This is a genomic window from Burkholderia sp. BCC1208 (assembly GCF_902833095.1).
Lineage (GTDB): Bacteria > Pseudomonadota > Gammaproteobacteria > Burkholderiales > Burkholderiaceae > Burkholderia.
Genome location: NZ_CADFDY010000013.1, coordinates 224,641 through 245,006 on the forward strand (window position 1 = coordinate 224,641; position 20,366 = coordinate 245,006).

20 protein-coding genes are annotated in these 20,366 nt (G+C 68.9%); 3 read left to right on the forward strand and 17 right to left on the reverse strand.

Annotation, left to right across the window (positions count from 1 at the left end):
• Window positions 1-108: 108 nt before the first annotated feature.
• From HWX09_RS29955 to HWX09_RS29965, 3 genes are all read right to left on the reverse strand, one after another.
• Window positions 109-1,389: an O-antigen ligase family protein gene (locus HWX09_RS29955; RefSeq protein ID WP_027785040.1), complete on the reverse strand. Its 1,281-nt coding sequence runs from the start codon at window positions 1,387-1,389 to the stop codon at window positions 109-111.
• A 133-nt stretch (window positions 1,390-1,522) separates the two neighbouring features.
• The gene (locus HWX09_RS29960; protein ID WP_027785039.1) at window positions 1,523-2,365 is read right to left on the reverse strand and encodes a glycosyltransferase; all 843 of its coding nucleotides are present in this window, start codon (window positions 2,363-2,365) and stop codon (window positions 1,523-1,525) included.
• Window positions 2,366-2,484: 119 nt separating this feature from the next.
• Window positions 2,485-3,237 carry a glycosyltransferase family 2 protein gene (locus HWX09_RS29965; protein WP_027785038.1) on the reverse strand — a complete coding sequence of 251 codons (753 nt, stop codon included), beginning with the start codon at window positions 3,235-3,237 and terminating at the stop codon, window positions 2,485-2,487.
• 225 nt (window positions 3,238-3,462) lie between these two features.
• On the opposite strand from HWX09_RS29965, the gene msbA reads away from it, so the two are divergent.
• Together msbA and HWX09_RS29975 are read left to right on the forward strand one after the other, a co-directional pair.
• Window positions 3,463-5,214: a lipid A export permease/ATP-binding protein MsbA gene (gene msbA / locus HWX09_RS29970; RefSeq protein ID WP_034185430.1), complete on the forward strand. Its 1,752-nt coding sequence runs from the start codon at window positions 3,463-3,465 to the stop codon at window positions 5,212-5,214.
• A 93-nt stretch (window positions 5,215-5,307) separates the two neighbouring features.
• On the forward strand, window positions 5,308-5,700 hold the full coding sequence (locus HWX09_RS29975) for an RcnB family protein (RefSeq protein ID WP_027785036.1): 393 nt from the start codon (window positions 5,308-5,310) through the stop codon (window positions 5,698-5,700).
• 71 nt (window positions 5,701-5,771) lie between these two features.
• On the opposite strand, the gene HWX09_RS29980 is transcribed toward HWX09_RS29975, so the two are convergent.
• The 14 genes from HWX09_RS29980 to upp all read right to left on the reverse strand — a co-directional run bounded on the left by HWX09_RS29980 (window position 5,772) and on the right by upp (window position 19,350).
• Window positions 5,772-6,338 carry an FUSC family protein gene (locus tag HWX09_RS29980; protein WP_027785035.1) on the reverse strand — a complete coding sequence of 189 codons (567 nt, stop codon included), beginning with the start codon at window positions 6,336-6,338 and terminating at the stop codon, window positions 5,772-5,774.
• Between the two features lie 41 nt (window positions 6,339-6,379).
• Entirely contained in the window at window positions 6,380-7,639 is a 1,260-nt protein-coding gene (locus HWX09_RS29985; protein WP_027785034.1) for an MFS transporter, read from the reverse strand.
• A complete protein-coding gene (locus HWX09_RS29990; RefSeq protein ID WP_027785033.1) occupies window positions 7,636-8,601 on the reverse strand; it encodes a PRC-barrel domain-containing protein in 966 nt (321 codons plus the stop codon). Before HWX09_RS29990 ends, HWX09_RS29985 begins: the two co-directional genes overlap by 4 nt.
• A 664-nt stretch (window positions 8,602-9,265) precedes the next feature.
• A complete protein-coding gene (locus HWX09_RS29995; protein ID WP_027785032.1) occupies window positions 9,266-10,495 on the reverse strand; it encodes a collagen-like triple helix repeat-containing protein in 1,230 nt (409 codons plus the stop codon).
• Window positions 10,496-11,024: 529 nt separating this feature from the next.
• Window positions 11,025-11,360 (reverse strand): 50S ribosome-binding protein YggL, encoded by a 336-nt coding sequence (locus HWX09_RS30000; RefSeq protein WP_027785031.1) that lies wholly within the window; start codon window positions 11,358-11,360, stop codon window positions 11,025-11,027.
• Window positions 11,361-11,487: 127 nt separating this feature from the next.
• Entirely contained in the window at window positions 11,488-12,957 is a 1,470-nt protein-coding gene (gene rng, locus HWX09_RS30005) for a ribonuclease G (protein WP_027785030.1), read from the reverse strand.
• An 8-nt stretch (window positions 12,958-12,965) separates the two neighbouring features.
• The gene (locus tag HWX09_RS30010) at window positions 12,966-13,598 is read right to left on the reverse strand and encodes a Maf family protein (RefSeq protein ID WP_027785029.1); all 633 of its coding nucleotides are present in this window, start codon (window positions 13,596-13,598) and stop codon (window positions 12,966-12,968) included.
• Between the two features lie 51 nt (window positions 13,599-13,649).
• Window positions 13,650-14,120, reverse strand: a complete 471-nt coding sequence (gene rlmH / locus HWX09_RS30015; protein WP_006478222.1) for a 23S rRNA (pseudouridine(1915)-N(3))-methyltransferase RlmH — start codon at window positions 14,118-14,120, stop codon at window positions 13,650-13,652.
• Window positions 14,121-14,138: 18 nt separating this feature from the next.
• A complete protein-coding gene (rsfS, locus tag HWX09_RS30020; protein WP_006484266.1) occupies window positions 14,139-14,582 on the reverse strand; it encodes a ribosome silencing factor in 444 nt (147 codons plus the stop codon).
• 4 nt (window positions 14,583-14,586) lie between these two features.
• The gene (locus HWX09_RS30025; RefSeq protein WP_080681354.1) at window positions 14,587-15,288 is read right to left on the reverse strand and encodes a nicotinate-nucleotide adenylyltransferase; all 702 of its coding nucleotides are present in this window, start codon (window positions 15,286-15,288) and stop codon (window positions 14,587-14,589) included.
• 40 nt (window positions 15,289-15,328) lie between these two features.
• Entirely contained in the window at window positions 15,329-16,252 is a 924-nt protein-coding gene (hemF, locus tag HWX09_RS30030) for an oxygen-dependent coproporphyrinogen oxidase (protein WP_027785027.1), read from the reverse strand.
• 118 nt (window positions 16,253-16,370) lie between these two features.
• Entirely contained in the window at window positions 16,371-17,648 is a 1,278-nt protein-coding gene (gene purD, locus HWX09_RS30035) for a phosphoribosylamine--glycine ligase (RefSeq protein ID WP_027785026.1), read from the reverse strand.
• A 102-nt stretch (window positions 17,649-17,750) separates the two neighbouring features.
• On the reverse strand, window positions 17,751-18,479 hold the full coding sequence (locus tag HWX09_RS30040) for a YebC/PmpR family DNA-binding transcriptional regulator (protein WP_011352741.1): 729 nt from the start codon (window positions 18,477-18,479) through the stop codon (window positions 17,751-17,753).
• Between the two features lie 220 nt (window positions 18,480-18,699).
• Window positions 18,700-19,350: a uracil phosphoribosyltransferase gene (gene upp / locus HWX09_RS30045; protein WP_006478229.1), complete on the reverse strand. Its 651-nt coding sequence runs from the start codon at window positions 19,348-19,350 to the stop codon at window positions 18,700-18,702.
• A 209-nt stretch (window positions 19,351-19,559) separates the two neighbouring features.
• On the opposite strand from upp, the gene HWX09_RS30050 reads away from it, so the two are divergent.
• Window positions 19,560-20,339 carry an SDR family oxidoreductase gene (locus tag HWX09_RS30050; protein ID WP_027785025.1) on the forward strand — a complete coding sequence of 260 codons (780 nt, stop codon included), beginning with the start codon at window positions 19,560-19,562 and terminating at the stop codon, window positions 20,337-20,339.
• Window positions 20,340-20,366: the final 27 nt, after the last annotated feature.

Genomic DNA, 20,366 nt, shown 5'->3' on the forward strand with positions numbered 1-20,366 from the left:
GGCAGGGCGCGTGTTTCGCGGCGAACCAAGCGGCTCCCCGGCATCGACGGTGGATGTCCGCTGCCGCCGAACCGGTCGGCACGGCAGCGGAACGTATGCCGGCGTGCGTTACATGCTGCGCCGGATCGCCGACGTTTCGCGCGGCAGCGCTTCGCCGCGTTCGCCGCAACCGAGCAGGATGCCGGCCAGCAGCACGATCAGGTGCCCTTCGGCGAAATCGAGCAGCAGCGAATTCGCGAGACTGCCGATCGCGAAGATCGCGAGCCATGCGAGCAGCAAGTGCCGCGAGCGCGGATCGACCGTGCGGCTGCCGCGCGCGATCTGCACGATCAGGTTGATGAACAGCAGCACGCCGAGCGAGCCGAGCTGCACGGCCATCAGCAGGTATTCATTGTGCGGGTTCGACGTGAGCTGGCCTTCGGCCGCCGTCTTGCCGGCCGTGAGCTTCTCGAATTCGGATTCGAGGCCGCCCGCGCCGTAGCCGATCACGGGGCGCTGGCGATACAGCTCGAACCCTTTCTTGTACCACTCGAGGCGCAGCCCGGTCGACGTGGCCGCATCGCTCTGCCGGTATTGCTGCACTTCCGTTACGACCTTCGTCAACCGGCCGTTGTGAACCGTGCAGGCGGCGACCACGAGCGCGGCGCCGACGAGGACGAGCATGCCGGCGGCGAGCCCTGCGCGCAAGGCGGACTGCCGGCGCAGCAACAGCACGAAACGCACGGCGACGACGAGGATCAGCAACAGCGCGATCACCTGCCCCGTGCGTCCTTGCAGCATCACGAACACGTTGACGAGCGACCACGCGGCGATGCCCGCATACGCGGCACGGGCGGGCATCGTGCGGGCCGCCAGCGCGAGATCGGCTGCCTGGTAAAAGAGCAACGCCCCGAACATGCCGGCGGCGATGTGGTTTTTGAACACCCATGCGCGCGACAGCGGCAACTGGGTCGCATGCGCCGGCCCGATCGCGGTCAGCCCAAGGTAGTTGGTCGTCGACAGCAGCAGGATCACGCACAGCGTGCCGAACCAGCAGCGCCGCACGATCGGCGCCCAGTTCGAATGACGGAACGCGAGCACGGCGAACGGCAGCAGCAACAGCTTGTCGTACTTCGCGACCCAGTTCCACGCCTTGTTGTGCGGCGCGACCGTATAGGTGACGCTCACGGCCAGCGCGGCCAGAATGAGCAGCGCCGCGAGCGAAGCCGGCTCGGTGACGAACGAGCGCAGGTCGCGCCAGAATTCGGGGGAGATCACGAGCGCGACGGCGAACAGGCCGCAGAACACGTTGGTCAGCGCGGTCGAGACGGGCACCATGCAGAGCGCGGCGACGGCGAATGCACGGGCGGCGGTCAGGCGCCGCGTGGCGGGAGTGGAAAACGAAAGCATCGGAACCTGTCGTATGGACGAATGCGGCTCGCGGACAGCGTGCACCGCGCCGCGCGCCCCGGCGGGAGATCCGGGACGAACGGCGCAGTATACGCGAAGCAGGACAGGTTTCCGTGCGGTTTTCGGGGCGCGATCAGCTGAATGCGCGCTTGATCCGCGAGCGCAACAGAGCGCGCTTGAGGCGGCCTTCCACGGCCGGCGTATCGAGCGCGATCCGCGTGCCGAGCGGCTCGCCGCGATGCAGGTAGTAGCGGTCGAACGTCGCCTGGGTCATGCCCCATTTGTTCAGAAACTGGCGGCGGCCGTCGTTCTTGACGATCTTGCCGGTGCTCTTCTGCTGGAAGTGGTACACGAGGCTGTCGCCGACACCGATGAAGATCCGGCAGCCGGCGTCCCAGAATTTCATCGAGAAGTCGTTGTCGCTGCTCATGCCCGGCGACAGCTCGCTGCTGTAGCCGCCGATGCGGTTCCACCAGTCGCGGTGCACGAGCGTCGGCGGCCAGGTCGAGCCGAGCCAGTCCGCGCGCGCCAGCTTCGGGGTCGCGGCGACGAGGCCCGCCGCGTCGAATTGCTCGGCGTCGCGGCCGAAATTGCTGACGACCACGCATGGGTTGCGCGTGTCGACCGGCTCGATCATCGTGCCCGACAGCATGAACAGATCGGTCGGCATCTGTTCGATGCGGCGCACGAGCGCCGTGTCCCAGCCCGGGCAGCAGAACATGTCGTCGTTCATGTAGACGACGTAGTCGCGCGCGGCGCGCGCCGCGGCCAGGTTGACCGCATGGCAGATGCCGATGTTGGTCGGCGACGCGGTGTGTTCGATCCCTTCGTTGCGCACCCAGTCGAGCGTGCCGTCCGAGCCGTCGTTCACGTGCACGATGATCTGGTGGTCGTACGCGGAATGCCGGCGCAGGCTGTCGACGACGAGCTTGAGGTACGGCAGGTTGTTCCAGGTCGGGATGATGATGGAGAACATGGCGGTCGGATTCGGTGGTCGTCGTGGCGGGCGGCGCGCGGCGCAGCCGCTCGGGCGGGCACGCGCGGTGCGCGCAACCCGGCATTGTAACGCCGGGCCGGCCGCGCGCCGGCGGGCGCCTAGCGGGCCGGTTCGTGACCGAGCTTCAGGAAACGGTAATACACGGTTTCCGCGTTGAACACGGCAATCATGAAGCCGGCGCGGCCGTCGAGGAACCCGCGCCGCAGCACGTAGGTGCGCACGAACGCCCAGGCGCCGCGGCCGAGCGCCTTGCCGAAGCCGCCGCGCTGGCCGGCCGCGCGGCGCTGGCGCGCGCCGGCCGTCGAATACGCGTCGAGCTTGCGCACGACCGTTTCGAAATCCTCGTACGAGTAGTGCATCAGCTTGCCGGGCAGGCGCTGCGCGGCGGTCTCGAACACGAGGCGCTCGTGCACGAGATCGTCCGAGAACCGCGCGGTGCCGCGCCGGAACAGCCGCGGCACCCAGTCCGGATACCAGCCGCTGTGATGGATCCACTGGCCGCAGAAGCTCGACAGCCGGTCGAGCGCATAGACCTGCGCGGCCGGCGCGCGGATCGCGTCGCGGATCGACCGCGCGAGTTCCGGCGTGACGATTTCGTCGGTATCGAGCGAGAGAATCCAGTCGGTGCCGAGCGCGTCGAGCGCGCGGTTCTTCTGCGGGCCGAAGCCCGGCCAGTCGCGCTCGACGATCACGCGCGCGCCGTGCGCCTGGGCGATCGCGACGGTATCGTCGGTGCTGCCGCCGTCGACGACGACGATATCGTCGGCGAACGACAGCGCATCGAGACACTGCGCGAGCCGCGCGGACGCGTTGAGGGCGATGAGGGCGACGCCGAGGGAGGGTTCAGCCATGAAATCGTCGGAAAGGCGGAGAAAACGGTGAGCGGCAGTATACCGTCGGGCCGGCCGCCGGCCGCATCGGCGATGGCCGTGCCGGCGGGGGCGGTGCAGCTATAATGTTGAGCCCTTTTCGGCACCCGCCCGACGAGGGCGCACACCCGGGCGGCCACGCGCCGGGCGCCGCATCGCGGCTCAAGAAGGATTGCCTTGGAAACCCAGAACACTCTTCGCAAACCGATGGACGGCACCGGCACCTCGCCGGTGACGGTCCTCAAGCGCCTGTGGCCGTACATCCGGCCGCTCATCGGCATCGTGGTGCTCGCCGTGGCGACGATGGGCGTCGTCGCGGCCACCGAAGCCGGTATCCCGGCGCTGCTCAAGCCGCTGCTCGACCACGGCTTCGGCTCGCACGGCAGCGACCGCGCGAAGTGGTACGTGCCGATCGCGGTGATCGGCCTCGCGCTCGTGCGCGGCGTATCGCAGTACGCATCGAATTACCTGCTCAACTACGTATCGAACCGCATCCTGCTGCAGCTGCGGCTCGAGATGTTCCAGCGGATGCTCCACACGGGCGCGTCGTTCTTCCAGCGCGAAACCGCGAGCACGGTGATCAACGCCATCGTGTTCGAGGTCAACCAGATCCTGTCGGTGCTGACGGGCGTGATGGTCACGCTCGTGCGCGACTCGCTGACGGTGATCTTCCTGCTCGGCTACCTGTTCTACCTGAACTGGCGGCTCACGCTGATCGTCGCGGTGATCCTGCCGGGCATCGGCTGGCTCGTCAGCAAGATCAACCGCCGGCTGCGCCGCCTGAATCGCGAGCACCAGACGCTGACCAACGAGCTGTCGTACATCGTCGAGGAGACGGTCGGCGGCTACAAGGTCGTCAAGGTGCACAACGGCGAAGCGTACGAGATGGACCGCTTCACGGCGATGAGCAAGCGCCTGCGCGGCTACGCGATGCGCATGACGATCTCGGGCGGCCTCGCGCAGCCGCTCACGCAGTTCCTCGCGTCGATCGCGCTCGCGGTCGTGATCACGATCGCGGTCGTGCAGTCGTCGAACGACCAGACGACGGTCGGCGGATTCGTGGCGTTCGTCACGTCGATGCTGCTGGTGATCTCGCCGCTCAAGCATTTGATCGACGTCAACCAGCCGCTGCAGCGCGGGATGACGGCCGCCGAGCTGATCTTCGGGCTGATCGACGAGCCGGCCGAGCCGCGGGGCGGCGGGCGGCCGCTGTCGCAGGCGCGCGGCGAGATCGAGTTCCGCGCCGTGTCGTTCGACTACGGCGCGGCCGAACGGCCGACGCTCGACCGCATCTCGTTCAAGGTCGCGCCGGGTGAAATGATCGCGCTGGCCGGCCCGTCCGGGAGCGGCAAGACGACGCTCGTGAACCTGCTGCCGCGCTTCTTCGACCCCACGGACGGCACGATCCTGGTCGACGGCGTGCCGGTGCCCGACTACGATCTCCACGCGCTGCGCAGCCAGATGGCGATGGTCAGCCAGGACGTCGTGCTGTTCAACGACACGATCGCCGCGAACGTCGCATACGGCCAGACACCCGACCGCGCGCGCGTGCAGGCCGCGCTCGAGGCCGCGAACCTCGCCGATGCGGTCGCCGCGATGCCCGACGGGCTCGATACGCTGGTCGGCGGCAACGGGATGCGGTTGTCCGGCGGCCAGCGCCAGCGGCTCGCGATTGCGCGCGCGATCTACAAGGACGCGCCGATCCTGATCCTCGACGAAGCGACGTCGGCGCTCGATTCGGAGTCGGAGCGCCACGTGCAGGCCGCGCTCGAGCGGCTGATGGAAGGCCGCACGACGCTGGTGATCGCGCACCGGCTGTCGACGATCGAGCGCGCGGACCGCATCCTCGTGCTCGAGGCCGGCAAGATCGTCGAGGAAGGCAGCCACGACGAACTCCTGCGCCACGGCGGCCTCTACGCGCACCTGCACCGGATCCAGTACCAGCAGCAGGCGGCGTGACGCGCGGTCATGCGGCCGCGATGCCGTGTGCTAGTCTTCATCGGGCAGTCCCGGTCGTTTCTTGTTCGACGCGACACCACGGAGGGAAGGACAATGAAGAAGATGCACGGCATGATGCTGGCCGCACTGATCGCGGTGGGCTGCGCCGCCACCGCGGCGATGGCGCAGGATCACGGCAACCACGACAATCGCGATGATCGCGGCGGCCCCGGCATGCAGCGCGGCCACGGCCCGAAACACGTGCCGCCGGGCCAGGCGATGCATCGGGACGACGACGTGCCGCCCCGCTGGGCCGACCAGCCGCGCCGCGACTGGCACAGGGGCGACCGGCTGCCGGACGAGTTCCGCGATCGCCAGTACGTGGTCGACGACTGGCGCGGCTACCACCTGAGTGCGCCGCCGCGCGGCTACCACTGGGTCGGCGTCGGCGGCGACTACCTGCTCGTGCAGATCGGCTCGGGCATCGTGCTGCGGGTCGGTCCGTAACCCGGTTCGTACCCGTTACGCAGCGTTCCGATCGTTCATCCGGCTGCCGGGCGCGTTGCCCGACAGCCGCGTCACTTTGCCGCCGCGCGGCGGAACCAGCGCCGCTCGATTCTCGACATCACCCAGCACACACCCAGCGCGCACACCGTGCCGAGCGTCACTTCGCCGAGCCGGATCAGCGGAACGTCCCACAGCGGGCCATTGCCCGGGAACAGCAGCACGATCGTCGCGGTCACGCCGCCGAGCCGTGCCGCGCTGCCGATGTTCAGGCACCAGCAGCAGACGATCACGACCGCGACCGTGATCGCATACGCGACGAGGCGATCGCCGCCCAACGCCGCACCGGCGAAACCGAGGATGCCGCCGACCATCGCGCCGATGAACTGGTCGCGCGACAGCGACATCGTGTCCGAGTAGTTGTGCTGCGTGACGGCGATCGCGGTGATGGCCGCCCACACGGCCTGCTCGGTATGCATCGCGCGGCCGATCGCATACGCGAGGCACGCGCCGCAGACGGCCTGCAGCGCCATCAGCCCGCCTTGCGCGAGCCGCTCGCTGAATGACAGCCCCTTGAACAGATCGAAGATCGACTGCTGAATCTGCTGGCGGGCTTCGTTGAGTGTCCTGATCGTATCCATCGTGCATCGGCCGAGAAGCGGGGAGCGGTGGCGCGTCGCCGTCAATGCGCCTGTTCGGGCGAGGCGGCCGCCGGTTCGCCGGCCGTCGCATCGCCGTTCTCGACGCGGGTTTCCGGCATCACGAGCCAGACCAGCAGCACCGCGAGCGCACCGGCGGCCGCGAGCCCGAAGAAGCTGACCGCGTTGCCGAAGTGATCGGCGACGTAGCCGGCCACGGCGGTGCTGAGCGTCGCTCCGATCCCGGCCGCGAGCCCGAACAGCCCGATACACAGGTTGTAGCGGCCCTTGCCGCCCGCGACGTCGGCCGCGATCAGCGGCAGCATCACGCCGAACACGGCCGCGCTGATGCCGTCGAGCATCTGCACCGGTACGAGCAGGTAGGGGCTGCTGACGCCGGCGAACAGCAGCGCGCGCACCGGCAGTGCGGAGAAGCCGAGCAGCAGGATCGGCCGGCGCCCCCAGCGCTGCGCGGAGCGGCCGACCCACGGCGACAGCATCGCGACGATCGCCTGCGGCACGATGATGCACGCGGCGATCACGAGCTGCACGTTTTCGCCCATCCCGGCCGTGACTTCGCCGGCCGCGAGGTTCAGCATCGCGGCGTTCGACAGATGGAACAGCACGACGCAGGCCGCGAAGATCAGCATCCGGCGGTCGCGCAGCAATTCGAGCAGCGTTTCGCGCTCGCCGGTTTCGTCGAGGTCGTCAGGCTTCGACGACTGTGGAATCACCTGGTGCGTCGGCTGGATCATCGCGAGCGCGAACAGCGCGGGCAGGGCCAGCACGGCGGTCAGCCAGAACACCGCGCGCGCGGAGAAGTATTCGCCGGTCAGCCCCATCAGGCCCGCCGCGACCGCACTGCCGATCGACGCCCAGCGCGCGTTGCGGCCGAGCCGGTCGCCGAGGTCGGCGCGACCGACGAGCGAGAACGAGATCGCGGCCATCGCCGGCACCAGCATGCAGCTCGCGAAGCCGTGGAACACCTCGGCGGCGATCACCGGCACGATCGTCGGGCTCGATGCGAGCAGGACCGCGGACAGGATGATGGCCGCGATCGCCCACGCGGCCGCGCCTTTCTTGTTCTTCAGCGCGTCGACGGCCGCGCCGCCCGGTACCTGGCTGACCATCGCGCTGATCGTGCCGATCGACAGCACCATGCCGATCTCGCCCTGCGTCCATTTGTGCGACGCGAGGTAGGACGCGATGAACGGACCGAACCCGGTTTGAACGTTTGCAACGAAAAAGTTGAGCCAGTCGAGGGAGCGCAGACTGCGAACGCTGACGGAATGCTTGATCGTCATCGGGTGGCACTCGCAGACGAAGCCGGCGCGGCCGGGGCAACAGGCGGGAAGACCGCGACGATCGGCTTGTCGGCCGCGTACGGCGGCGATGCCTTGATCTGGGCGTCGTTCAGGTCGAGCTGCGGGTGCAGCGCCTTGTCGCGCGTGACGAAGCGCAGCGCGCCCCAGCTCGCGGCGATCGACCGGCGGTCGGTATTGACGAGCCCGCCGAGGTCGAGCACGACGGCCTGCGGCTGTGCGCCGCGGTCGATCAGCACGTCGACGATGCGGCCGATCTTCGTGCCGTTCGGGCGCTCGACATCGCTGTCGAGCATCGGCAGTCGCGTCGCCGGCGACGCCGCGGGCGAACCCGACAGCGGCACGGCCTTCGGTCGCGCGGCCGGCGGCAGGTCGCCCGACGGCACGTCGAGCACGATCGGCTCCTGTTTGCCGCCCGGCGTGAAGCGGAACACGTTCCACGGGAAGATGACCTTGCGGTCGCCGATCCCCATGAAGCCCTGCAGGTTGACGATCATTTCGCGCGGCTTGCCGCTCGCGTCGACCACCATGTCGACCGCGCGGCCCACTACCTTGCCGTTGCGTCGCGCGACTTCGCTGTCGAGCAGCGCATGGATCTGGGTGCGGTCGAGCGCGCGCGTCGCGACGAGCGGCGGGGGCGGAGGCGGCGGCGGGGTCGGCGATTCGGGGCGCTGCACGGGCTTCGGCCGCGTCACCTCGCGGTGCGGCTTCTTCGGCGCTTCCGGTTCCTCCGGTTGCGTCGGCGCGGGCACGGGCGGCATCGTCAGCGGCTCGCCGGCGGTTTCCTCGACAGGCTCGACGAGCGCCTCGCTGATCGGCGCGGGCGGGTTCTGGACCGGCAGCAGCCCGCAGCCGGACAGCAACGCTGTGACGGCGAGAATCAGGAAGACCGTCGAGGACGGCAACGACTTGCGGGATGCGGGAAACGGGAGTCCGCCGCTCATTGACACTCACTCCATGGGTCGGGGGCGGCCCGAAGGCACGCGGCTGGCGATGGATGGCGGGTGCGGGCGGCGCACCACGCGAGGTGAGAGTTTAACGTGTCTTGCTTTCAGGACCGATTTCGACGGCGGATCGCAGGCGAGTGCGCGGGCAAGATGAAAGGGGGCGGGGCCGGACAGCGTTCGCAGACCGTGAGGAGAAGGAGCGCGCGAGTGGAGCGGCGGCGCCAGCTTGACGGCGGCAACATCGAACTCGGCTGCCCCGGCACGTTCACGGTGAAGTCGGCGGGCTATTCGCGGGGTGGTCCCGTCTTGCCGGGCGGTTTCGACGCCGGCTTGGCTCTTGGCTCAGTGCTAGGCTCGGCACTTGGCGCTCGGCGCTCGGCGCTCGGCGCTCGGCGCTCGGCGCTTGGCTCGGCGTTTGGCTCGGCGTTTGGCTCGGCGTTTGGCTCGGCGCTTGGCTCGGCGTTTGGCTCGGCGTTTGGCTCGGCGCTTGGCTCGGCGTTTGGCTCGGCGTTTGGCTCGGCGTTTGGCTCGGCATTTGGCTCGGCGTTTGGCTCGGCGTTTGGCTCGGCGTTTGGCTCGGCGTTTGGCTCGGCGTTTGGCTCGGCGTTTGGCTCGGCGCCCGCCCGTCGACGACGAGGCGGGCGCCGCGCGTGCCGTTCGCTTACTTGACCAGCGCGCCGAGTGTCGTCGTCACCGGGGCGAGCAGCCCGCCGCCGGTTTTCGCGATGGCACCGCCGCCGGTGCCGCCCGTCAGCCCCGCAACCGGCGAGCCGCCGGCCGCGCCCGACACGGCGCCCGTCACGGTGCCGACCGCCGACGTGAGCGCGCCTGCCGGATTGCTGCCGCCCGTCGCACCGCCCAGCGCGCCGGTGGCGGTCGATACGAGCCCGGTCACCGGCGCGAGCGGGTTCATCGCCGCCGCGCCGCCGCCGAGCAGTGCCGTGCCGGCGGTTGCCACCGTGTTACCGGTGGCCGTCACGACGTTGCCGACGCCCGTCGTCAACGGATTGCCGCCGGTCTTCGCGATCGTCGTGCCGGCGCTCGCGATGCCGTTGCCGACCGTCGTCACGAGATTCGTGAGCGGCGCGCCGAGCGGCGTGCTCGATGCGACGGTCTGCGTGACCGAGCCGACCGTCGACGTGATCGGCGTGATCGCCGAGCTCGCGGCGCCCGTGACCTGCGCGACGGGCCCCGTCGACAGTTGCGTGCCGAGCGTCGCGCCGCCGCCGGCGAGGGTGTTGCCGAGCATCGTGATCGCGCCGCCGACCGGCGACGTGACGGGCGCCAGCGGCGCCAGCGCCGACCCGCTCGCGCCGAGGCTCGATACGACGCCGCCCGTCGCGGCCACCGCGTTGCCGAGGTCCGTGACCACGCCGCCCGTGCTCGCGACGGTCGTGCCGACCGGGTTCGACGATGCGCCGAGCTGGCCGAGACCCGAGCCGAGGCCGGTACCGAGCGTCGTGACGGCCGCGCCGGCATCCTGCACGACGGTGCCGAGCCCTTGCGTGGTCGACGCACTGGTGCCCGGCAGCGACTGGCCCGCAATCGTCGTGCCGACGCCCGATACCGCGCCGCCCGCGGCCGTCACGATATTGCTCGACGCGTCCACGGTCTGGCCGAACGCATTGGCGGACGTGCCTGTGCCCGACGTGCCTGTGCCCGAGCCGCTGCCCGTGCCGCCGACGGTCGAGCCGCTGCCGGAACCGCTCCCGGAGCCGTTGCCCGTGCCGCCCGTCGTGGCCGTCGTGTCGCCCGAACCCGATCCGGAGCTGCCCGTGCCCTGGCTCAGCGAGCCGGAGCCGCCGCACGCGGACAGCGATACCAGCGTCGCAACGCCCGCAGCGATCAAAATCATTCGGAGTCCTGCTTGATGGATGGCTTGCGTGTTCATGTCGTCCTCGTCTCGATTGAAGGAATGGGTCAGGCGGCCTTCACGTGCGTCGCTGTGTCGCCGCCGCGAAAGCGAAGCGGCGGGCACCTCGGTTGTCGTCTCCCTGATTGACCTGTCGCCGTGTCGCGTTGTCACCTGGTTGGGAATCCGGAACGCCTGCCGGCCGCGCGGTTTGCATTCTTTCGTATTGCTTGCCGATCGAGCCGAAATTCGTAGGATTCTTTGCGATCAGAGTAGGCTCACCGACGCAAGACTTCCTTTAACCATCGTTAAATTGAAGTAAGCGTCCGTTTCATGGCCGGAATCGGGAAAAGCCCTGTCGACACGGCGCGAGGGATGTGGGTCGGTTGGGCCGCGCAGCGGGCGGGCGACGGGGGAAGTGTGGCGGGAGAGAGACGGGAGAGAGACGGGAGAGAGGCGGGAGAGAGATGGGCGTGTGGCGGGAGAGAGGCGGGCGGCGACGTCCGGACCCGGCCCTCATGGCGGGCAGGCGCGAACGTCGCCGGGGGTACGTCGGGAAAACGGAAGATCAGGCGTCCGGATACCACGCGTCGGTGAATTCGCTGACCTTGACGTCGGTCAGTTCCGGACGGGCGGCCAGCCAGCCGCGCACGAGTTCGCGGTCGGCGTCGGTCGTCGTGCCGCGCGGCGCGCCGGAGATCACGTACGCGCCGATGCCTTCGTCCGCGGACGCGACGGTCAGCAGCCCGTTCGCTTCGACGAAGTCGATGAACGCGTCGATCAACTGGCCGCGCTCGAGGTCAGTCATTTCGTTGCGGTAATGTGCGGTCGCGTTGAACGCGAGTTCCTGGAATTCGCCGATGTGGAGTTTCTTGCGCTGGCGGCGGTTGTGGCCTTGGCTCATGGTGTGTGGTGAATGCGAAAAGGGTCGATGAAAAGGGCGGCGGCGGGTGCTGGCGCGGCATACGCGAACAGCCCGGCCGCCGCATCGGGGCGCCGCGCGGCGCTGCCGGCGGCGGATGGGCGGAACGTTACATCAGCACGATATCGTACTGCTCCTGGCTCAGATTCGACTCGACCTGCAGCGACACGGGCTTGCCGATGAAGTCGATCAGCATCGCGAGATGCTGCGATTCCTCGTCGAGGAACAGGTCGATCACCTGCTGCGCGGCGATCACGCGAAACTCGCGCGGGTTGAACTGCCGCGATTCGCGCAGGATCTCGCGCAGGATGTCGTAGCACACGGTGCGCGACGTCTTCACCTGGCCCTTGCCCTGGCAGGTCGGGCACGGTTCGCACAGCACGTGCGCGAGCGACTCGCGCGTGCGCTTGCGCGTCATCTCGACGAGCCCGAGCTGCGAGAAGGTATTGACCGTCACGCGCGTGCGGTCGCGCGACAGCGCCTTCTTGAGCTCGGACAGCACCGCGTCGCGATGCTCGGCGTTCTCCATGTCGATGAAGTCGATGATGATGATCCCGCCGAGGTTGCGCAGCCGCAACTGTCGCGCGATCGTGTGCGCGGCCTCGAGGTTGGTCTTGAAGATCGTGTCGTCGAAGTTGCGCGCGCCGACATAGCCGCCGGTGTTCACGTCGATCGTCGTCATCGCCTCGGTCTGGTCGATCATCAGGTAACCGCCCGACTTCAGGTCGACGCGGCGCGACAGCGCGCGCTGGATCTCCGTCTCGATGTTGTACAGGTCGAACAGCGGCCGCTCGCCCGTGTAGTGATGCAGCTTCGGGCTCACGGCCGGCGTGAACTCGCCCGCGAATTCCGCGAGGCGCTGGTAGGTCTCGCGCGAATCGACCTGGATGCGCGTCGTGTCGTCGTTCGCGAAATCGCGCAGCACGCGCTGCGCGAGATCGAGATCCTGGTACAGCAGGCTCGTCGCCGGCAGCCGCTGCGCTTGAGCGACGATCGTCGCCCAGGTCTTGCGCAGATAGGTGACGTCGCCGGCCAGCTCGTCGGAGGTGGCGTCCTCGGCGATCGTGCGCACGATGTAGCCGCCTTTCTCGTCCGGCGGGATCACGGCCGTCAGGCGTGCGCGCACGGCCTCGCGCTCGGCTTCGCTCTCGATCTTCTGCGAGATGCCGATATGCGGCTCCTGCGGCAGGTAGACGAGCGTGCGGCCCGCGATACTGACCTGGGTCGACAGCCGCGCGCCTTTCGTGCCGATCGGATCCTTGATCACCTGCACCATCAGCGTCTGCCCCTCGAACACGATCTTCTCGATCGGCTGGTGCGGCGTGGCCGACTGCGGCTCGCCCGCGAGGCGCGGATGCCAGATGTCGGCGACGTGCAGGAACGCCGCGCGCTCGAGGCCGATGTCGATGAACGCCGACTGCATGCCGGGCAGCACGCGCACGACCTTGCCGAGATAGATGTTGCCGACCCGCCCGCGCGACAGCGTGCGCTCGACGTGAAGCTCCTGCACCGCGCCTTGCTGGACGAGTGCGACCCGCGTTTCCTGCGGCGTGAGGTTGATCAGGATTTCTTCGTTCATGGTGGGATTCAGAAGGAGATGCGCGCGGTGCGTAGCAGCGCGGCAGTCTCAAAAAGGGGCAGACCCATGATACCCGAATGGGAACCGTCGATTCGCTCGATGAATTCGGCCGCGCGGCCCTGGATCGCATACGCGCCGGCCTTGCCGAACGGCTCGCCGGTTTCGACGTAGCGCGCGTACGCGTCGCGCGACGCGGCCGCGAAGCGCACCGACGAGCGCGACAGCGCGGGCGGCAGCAGTTCGCCGCCGGCGTCGATCACGGCGACGGCGGTCAGCACCGCGTGTTCGCGGCCGGCGAGGCGGGTGAGCATCGCGAGCGCATCGTCGGCGTCGGTGGGCTTGCCGAGGATCGCGCCGTCGATCGTCACGGTCGTATCGGCCACCAGCACCGGCGCGGCCGGCTTGCCGCTCGCGACGAGGCGCGCACGCGCGGCCTCGGCCTTCGCGACGGTCACGCGCCGCACGTACGCGTCGGCGGCTTCGCCGGGCAGTTCGGCCTCGAGCGCCTCGGCGTCCTCGTCGGGGCGCGGCAGCAGCAGCTCGAAGCGTACGCCGATCTGCTGCAGCAGCTCCTGGCGGCGCGGGCTTTGCGAAGCGAGGTAAAGGATCGGGAAAAGCGCGGGGGACGTGCTGGACGGCATGGTGTCGTTATCTCGTTGAGCGCGCGCGGCGCGCGTCTCGAGGACGACACGTCATGCGCGGTGGTAGGGGTGATTCTGCGTGATGCTCCACGCCCGGTAAAGCTGTTCGGCGAGCAGAACGCGCACCATGCCGTGCGGCAGCGTCATGCTCGAGATGCGCAGCAGCACGTCGGCGCGCGCTTTCAGGTCCGGATCGAGCCCGTCGGCGCCGCCGATCACGAACGCGACGTCGCGGCCGTCCTGCTGCCAGCCGGGCAGCGCCTGCGCGAGCTGCATCGTGGTCCAGTCGCGGCCGCGCTCGTCGAGCGCGACGAGGCGCGCGCCCTTCGGCAGCGCGGCCTCGATCTTCTGCCGTTCGGCCGCCATCACGCTTTCGGCGCTGCGGCCGCCCGAACGCAGTTCAGGCTTGATTTCGCGCAACTCGATGCGCAGTTCGGGCGGCATCCGCTTCGTGTATTCGTCGAAGCCGGATGCGATCCAGCCCGGCATCTTGTGGCCGACCGCGAGGATGAAAAGCTTCATCGGGAGACGCGCGACGGCTCAACGGCGGCGGGCGGCCGTCTTGCGTGCCGGGCGTGCGGGCGCTTCTTCCTCTTCCTCGTCGTCTTCGCTCGCCGTCGCGAAGCCGTTGCCCTTGCCGCCGCCGAGCTTCATCCGCACGGGCTTGTCGCCCCAGATTTCCTCGAGGTTGTAGTACTGGCGCAGCGCCGGTTGCAGGATGTGCACGACCGCGTCGCCGCAGTCGACCAGCACCCATTCGCCGGTGTCCTCGCCTTCGGAGCTGACGACGTCGCCGCCGGCTTCCTTGACCTTGTCGCGCACGTTCGACGCGAGAGCCTTGGTCTGGCGGTTGGAGGTGCCCGATGCGACGACCACGCGGTCGAACAGTTCGGTCAGGTGGCTGGTGTTGAACACCTTGATGTCTTGCGCCTTGACGTCTTCGAGGGCGTCGACGATCACGCGCTGCAGTTTGCGAATATCCATGGATTCAGGAATGGTAGAGGCGATGTTGAAGAATATAGGCCCATACGGCGGCCGGCACATGTTCGGCCGACGCGTCGGGCATTTGCGCATGGCGTGCGATGCATTCGCGCAGGTGCGTGCGAATGTCGGTCGCGGCGATGTCGAACGAAAGGGTCGTATCGATCAGCAGGCGGCCCGCCGGCGTGGCCTTGAGCACGTCGGCGCCGGCCTGCCGCGCGGCGATTTCCCGCGCGACGGCCGGCGGCGCCGTGCCGAGCTCGAAGCCCGGACGCGTCGACACGCCGATGTGCGCGTAGTCGAACAGCGTGCGCCAGTCGCGCCACGTATCGAGGCGCACGAGCTGATCGGCGCCGATCAGCAGCGACAGCGACGCATCGGGGCCGATCCGCTCGCGCCAGCGCGCGAGCGTCTCGGCCGTGTAGGTCGGGCCGGTGTGCTCGATCTCGTCGGTGGCGACGGTCACGGTCACGCCCGGCACGGACAGCGTGCCGGCGGCCGCGCGCGTCATCGCGAGCCGGTGCTCGGCGGCCGACACGTCGCGCTTCTGGTACGGCTGCCCGGCGGGCAGCAATACGAGTTCGGTCAGGTCGAGCAGCCCGGCGAACCGGCGCGCGAGCGCGAGATGGCCGTCGTGGATCGGGTCGAAAGTACCGCCCAGCAAGCCGATACGGCGCGGCAGCGGGGCGGGGCGGGCGGTGGTGTCCAGAAAAACGCGTCCTTTCGTTGGGGCAGCGGGGCGCGCGGGCTCAGGCCCAGTCGCGCGGCACGAGGAAGTCGCTGGTCAGGCGCGCTTCAGGCGAACCCGGCTCGGGCTGCCAGTTGTAGCGCCAGTTCGCGACCGGCGGCATCGACATCAGGATCGACTCGGTCCGGCCGCCGCTTTGCAGGCCGAACAGCGTGCCGCGGTCGAACACGAGGTTGAATTCGACGTAGCGGCCGCGGCGGTATGCCTGGAAGTCGCGTTCGCGCTCGCCGTACGGCAGGTCGACGCGGCGCTCGACGATCGGCAGGTAGGCCTGCAGGAACGCATCGCCGACGCTTTGCATCATGTCAAACGAGCGTTCGAAACCGGGTTCCGAGAAATCGTCGAAGAAGATCCCGCCGATGCCGCGCATCTCGTTGCGGTGCTTCAGGAAGAAATATTCGTCGCACCATTGCTTGAAGCGCGGGTAGAGCTCGATGCCGAACGGGTCGAGCGCGTCCTTGCAGGTCTGGTGGAAATGCCGCGCGTCGTCCTCGAAACCGTAAACCGGTGTCAGATCCATGCCGCCGCCGAACCAGAACACGGGCGCCTCGCCCGGTTTCGTCGCGATCAGCATCCGCACGTTCATGTGCACGGTCGGGCAGTACGGATTGCGCGGGTGCAGCACGAGCGACACGCCGAGCGCCTCGAAGCCGCGGCCGGCCAGCTGCGGGCGCGCGGCGCTCGCCGACGGCGGCAGCGCGTCGCCCGCGACGTCGGAAAAGCCGATTCCCGCGCGTTCGAACACGCGGCCGCCTTCGAGAATCCGCGTGCAGCCGCCGCCGCGCAGGCGTTCGGCCGGCCCGCGCTGCCACGTGTCGGTCGCGAGCGGCGTGCCGTCGAGCGCGCCGAGCGCGTCGGCGATCCGTGTCTGCAGGCCCTGGAGGTACGTGCGCACACGCGCCACGTCGTAGGTCGAATCGGTCATGTCTGGACTGGCTGCCCCCGCCCTGAGCGGGGGCCGAAAAAAAGGCGTCTGCCGGGCATTCTATCGAACCCCGGCAGACGGGCCGCCGCCGCGAGGGCGCGGGGCGGCGATGGCGACGTCACGTGCTCTTGCGGTTGAGCGCGCGAAAGCCGATGTCGCGGCGGTACTGCATGCCTTCGAAATTGATCTGGTTGATCGTGTCGTAGGCATGCTGCTGCGCTTCGCGCACCGAATCGGCGAGGCCGACCACGCACAGCACGCGGCCGCCGGACGTCGTCAGCTTGTCGCCGTCGAGCGTCGTGCCCGCATGGAACGTGACCGCCTGTCCGGTTTCCGCCGGGATCCCGTTGATGCGGTCGCCCTTGCGCGGCGCGTCCGGGTAACCGTGCGCGGCCAGCACGACGCCGAGCGCGGTGCGACGATCCCAGTCGAGCTCGACCGTGTCGAGCGTGCCCGCGATCGCCTGCTCGACGACCTTCGAGAAGTCGCTCTTCAGGCGCGCCATGATCGGCTGCGTTTCCGGGTCGCCCATCCGGCAGTTGAACTCGAGCGTGCGCGGATTGCCGTCCTTGTCGATCATCAGGCCCGCGTACAGGAAGCCCGTGAAGCGGATGCCGTCCTTCTCCATCCCGCGCACGGTCGGCATGATGATTTCGCGCATCACGCGTGCGTGCATCTGCGGCGTGACGATCGGCGCGGGCGAATACGCGCCCATGCCGCCGGTGTTCGGGCCGCGGTCCTCGTCGAGCAGGCGCTTGTGGTCCTGGCTGGAAGCCAGCGCCAGCGCGTGCTTGCCGTCGACCATCACGATGAAGCTCGCTTCCTCGCCGTCGAGGAATTTCTCGATCACGACGCGCGCGCCGGCGTCACCCAGCTTGTTGCCCGACAGCATCATGTCGACGGCGGCGTGTGCCTCTTCGAGCGTCATCGCGACGACGACGCCCTTGCCGGCCGCGAGGCCGTCGGCCTTCACGACGATCGGCGCACCCTTCGCGTCGATGTACGCATGGGCAGCGGCCGCGTCGGCGAAGGTTTCGTAATCGGCGGTCGGGATGCCGTGGCGCTTCATGAACGCCTTCGCGAAATCCTTCGAGCTTTCGAGCTGCGCGGCTTCGCGGGTCGGGCCGAAGACCTTCAGGCCGCGTGCGCGGAACAGGTTGACGATGCCGGCCGCGAGCGGTGCTTCCGGCCCGACGAGCGTGAACGCGACGCCTTCGCGTTCCGCGAAATCGGCGAGTTCGTCGAGCGACGTGATGTCGACGTTCTTCAGACGCTCGTCCTGCGCCGTGCCGCCATTGCCGGGCGCGACGTAGACCATCTGGACGCGCGGCGATTGCGCGAGCTTCCACGCCAGCGCATGTTCGCGGCCGCCGGAGCCGACGACGAGTAGTTTCATGGGATTCCCCGCAGACTAGAAAACAGGGCGGCCGGCACGCTCAGGCGCGCCGGCCGCGGAATCGGTCGGGCCGCCGCCGCGACAGATGCGGCGGCCGGCATTTCATTCCTCGACGATGACGGCGTTCGTATACACGTCCTGCACGTCGTCGAGGTTCTCGAGCGCGTCCAGAAGCTTCTGCATCTTCGCCGCGTCGTCGCCGGTGAATTCGACTTCGTTCTGCGGCTTCATCGTCACTTCGGCGAGTTCGGCCTTGAAGCCGCCGGCTTCGAGCGCGTCCTTCACAGCCGAGAACGCCTGCCAGTCGCACAGCACTTCGATGGAGCCGTCGTCGTTCGTGTTCACGTCGTTCGCGCCGGCTTCGAGCGCGGCTTCCATCAGCGCGTCTTCCGAGGTGCCGGGCGCGAACAGGAACTGGCCGACGTGATCGAACATGAACGCGACCGAGCCGTCGGTGCCCATGTTGCCGCCGAACTTCGAGAATGCGTGACGGACTTCCGCGACCGTGCGGGTGCGGTTGTCGGTCAGCGTGTCGACGATGATCGCCGCGCCGCTGATGCCGTAGCCTTCGTAACGGATCTCTTCGTAGTTCGCGCCGTCCGCGCCGCCGACGCCGCGATCGATCGCGCGCTTGACGTTGTCCTTCGGCATGTTCGCGTCGGCTGCCTTGTCGACCGCGAGACGCAGGCGCGGGTTCGAGTTGACGTCGCCGCCGCCGAGGCGCGCCGCGACCTGGATTTCCTTGATGAGGCGGGTCCAGATCTTGCCGCGCTTCGCGTCGGCCGCTGCCTTCTTATGCTTGATGTTGGCCCATTTCGAATGACCAGCCATACCTTTCTCCGTGCCCGGGCGCGCAGCGCGGGCGATTGTTGCGATGTGTCGTTGAATCGGCGGCCGTTTCGGCGGGCATGAAGCCGCGGGGCCGCGCGTGTCGAGTGGAGCGTGATTTTATCACGCGGCGACCGCCGGTTCGGGGCCGCCGCGCATGGCCGAACGGCCGGGGCGGCCGTCGCGGCCGCGCGGCACGACGGCGCCGGCCCGCTCGATTCGATCAGTTCTTGGTGCCGAACAGGCGGTCGCCGGCGTCGCCCAGGCCCGGCACGATGTACGCGTGCTCGTTCAGGTGCGAGTCGAGCGACGCGACGAACAGCTTCACGTCGGGGTGCGCGTCCTGGAACACCTGCACGCCCTCCGGCGCGGCGACCAGCGCGACGAACATGATGTTCGCGGCCGGCACGTTGCGGCGCTTGAGCACGTCGACCGCGTGCACGGCCGAATAGCCGGTCGCGACCATCGGATCGCACAGGATGAAGATGCGGTCTTCCAGGTCCGGCAGGCGCACCAGGTATTCGACCGGACGGTGGTCTTCGGCGCGGTACACGCCGATATGGCCGACGCGCGCGGACGGCACCAGGTCGAGCAGGCCGTCCGACATCCCGATGCCCGCGCGCAGCACGGGCACGATCGCGAGCTTCTTGCCCGCGATCACCGGCGCGTCGACCGCCACCAGCGGGGTTTCGACCCGCTTGGTCGTGATCGGCAGGTTGCGGGTGATCTCGTAGCCCATCAGCAGCGTGATCTCGCGCAGCAGTTCGCGGAACGTGCGCGTGGACGTGTCCTTGTCGCGCATGTGCGTGAGCTTGTGCTGGATCAGCGGGTGATCGGTGATGAAGAGGTTCGGGAAACGGCTGTCCTGTTTCATGACGGGGCGCCTTGGCGGCAAAAGGGGATCGGGGGCGGCGGCGGGCACGGGCCGGCCGTCGCTTATGGCCGCAATTTTACCAAGGCGCGCCGCGCGATCCGGATATTATCGACGTCTCACGACAATCCGCGTGCCGGGCACGCCCGTTCGCCCGCCGACCGGCGGCAACGCGGGGCCGCGCCGGCACGCGCGCCACCAGGGAAGCGACGATGGATCTCGGCATTGAAGGAAAGACCGCGCTCGTGTGCGCGGCCAGCAAGGGCCTCGGGCGTGGCTGCGCGCAAGCGCTGGCCGCGGAGGGCGTGAACCTCGTGATCGTCGCGCGCACGCGCGACACGCTGGAGGAAACCGCGGAAGAGATCCGCGCCGGCGCGAACGTGTCGGTCACGGCGGTCGCCTGCGACATCACGACACCGGACGGCCGCGCGGCCGCGCTCGCCGCGTGCCCGCAGCCGGACATTCTCGTGACGAATGCCGGCGGCCCGCCGCCCGGCGATTTCCGCGATTTTTCCCACGACGACTGGATCCGCGCGCTCGAGTCGAACATGCTGACGCCGATCGAGCTGATCCGGGCGACCATCGACGGGATGATCGGCCGGGGCTTCGGCCGGATCGTCAACATCACGAGTTCGGCCGTGAAGGCGCCGATCGACGTGCTGGCGCTGTCGAACGGTGCGCGCTCGGGGCTGACCGGCTTCGTCGCGGGGCTGTCGCGCAAGGTCGCGGGGCAGGGCGTGACGATCAACAACCTGCTGCCGGGGCTGTTCGACACCGACCGGATCGCGACGACGCTCGCCGCGTCCGCGAAGGCGCAGGGCGTGACGCTCGACGAGATGCGTGCGCGGCGCACCAGGGACATCCCGGCCGGCAGGCTCGGCACGCGCGAGGAATTCGGCGCCGCATGTGCGTTCCTGTGCAGCGTGCATGCCGGCTATATCACCGGGCAGAACTGGCTGCTCGACGGCGGCGCGTATCCGGGCACGTTCTGATGCGCGCGCATCCTCGCCGATAACGAC